Genomic DNA, 1,448 nt, shown 5'->3' on the forward strand with positions numbered 1-1,448 from the left:
TAAAGGCATCATTACAAAAGAATTACTAGTTTTTTTAAAATATGTCATATCTTGCAGCTTTTTAGTTAAGCTTTCTATAGTATCGTGATAGCGTTTATTGTGTTCAATTGTGTAACGTGCTAATTCTGCCAATTCATATTTATCCATAACAATACTACTAGTACCTTCATCACGCATTCTAGTAAGTACAGAAAAAAAGAAATTCATCTCTTCTGTACTCCAATCACGCATCGGAATAGTATTCACTTCATTATTAAATCGAGTTATTTTTTTAAGAACATTTTCTTTCATAAGAACACCCTTTCTAAATACGTTCTTATAATAACAGAAAATCCTTATAAGAACAATAATTTCAACAACGTTCTCATAAACCGACATTTTGTTCTCATAAACCGACATTTTGTTCTCATAAACCGACATTTTGTTCTCATAAACCGACATTTTGTTCTCATAACGTCCAAAAAAGACAGTCATATCAAGGGTTACAGCGTTTCTAAATATGTATTAAATATTAATTAAATAATATTTAAACAACGCGCGTATGCGCGCGCAAGAGAAAACACATAAAATTGCACACCTAAAATTTAAGAAAATCGTAGTAGAAAATAAGTCATTTTGTGATCTGATTTAACAATTAATTTTCAAGTAGATTTAGTTTTAAAAAGCTGCTTTAAGATTAATCGCTTTAAAAACAGTTTTAAGCGTGTTTGAGAAACTTTAAGTTTTAAACGTGTATTTCATCAGGAAAAAGATTTAAATGCATGAGAGATACCTTAAAATCATTTCTGTAGGTATTAGAGATACTTAAAAAGCCGTTAGAAGCTATTCTAAGCCAATTTAAGAGACTTTAAATGATTTTAGGTGTATTTATAACAAAAAGTTATTTTCGTTCGAAATCAAGCGCTTACATGCCCCTTTAAGTAGCTATATAAAATAGCAATCTTTAATTACTTTCAAAAGATCATAAATGTTTAAAAATAAAAGAATTAGTCTAAAAAAATAATAAAGTAACTCATTTTTTTCGAAAGGATATTTGAAATGTACAAAGGAAAAGTTTTGAAAAATCTTGTTGTTGGAACAATGGTAACGAGTTTTTCAGTTGTTCCTATGTTGTATGCGAATGCCTCAGAAGTAGATGATGTTTCAGAAAGTATCACAATATCAGATGAAGATGTAACTGGAGAGAACTTTAAAGAGATTGAGAGTATTAAAGTATTTACAAACCAGCAGTTATTCGATGCCTTAGAAGCAGAAGGATATAAACTAACAGATATATTCACTCAAGAAGAGATTGAATATTACAAAGCTCAAGATAAACTTAGAGCAGGTAAAACACAGTGGGTAGGACATAAAGATGGATCTGCAACACTTTATTTATCTTCTGCATATACTAAGACTATTAAAGTATTAGGCTCTGCAGCTGCAGGAGCAATTGGAGCCGTTGCAGG

Annotated in this window: 2 pseudogenes; one reads left to right on the plus strand and one right to left on the minus strand. The window is 30.0% G+C overall.

What is annotated here, in order from left to right:
• A pseudogene (locus tag ACFQY0_RS21080) lies at window positions 1–291 on the minus strand (replication initiation protein); the annotation flags it as partial.
• A 747-nt stretch (window positions 292–1,038) separates the two neighbouring features.
• Here ACFQY0_RS21080 and ACFQY0_RS21085 point away from each other — a divergent pair.
• Window positions 1,039–1,448 (plus strand): annotated as a pseudogene (locus ACFQY0_RS21085) (hypothetical protein); the annotation flags it as partial.

This window comes from Haloferula chungangensis (genome assembly GCF_042664875.1).
GTDB classification, from domain to species: domain Bacteria; phylum Verrucomicrobiota; class Verrucomicrobiia; order Verrucomicrobiales; family Akkermansiaceae; genus Haloferula; species Haloferula chungangensis.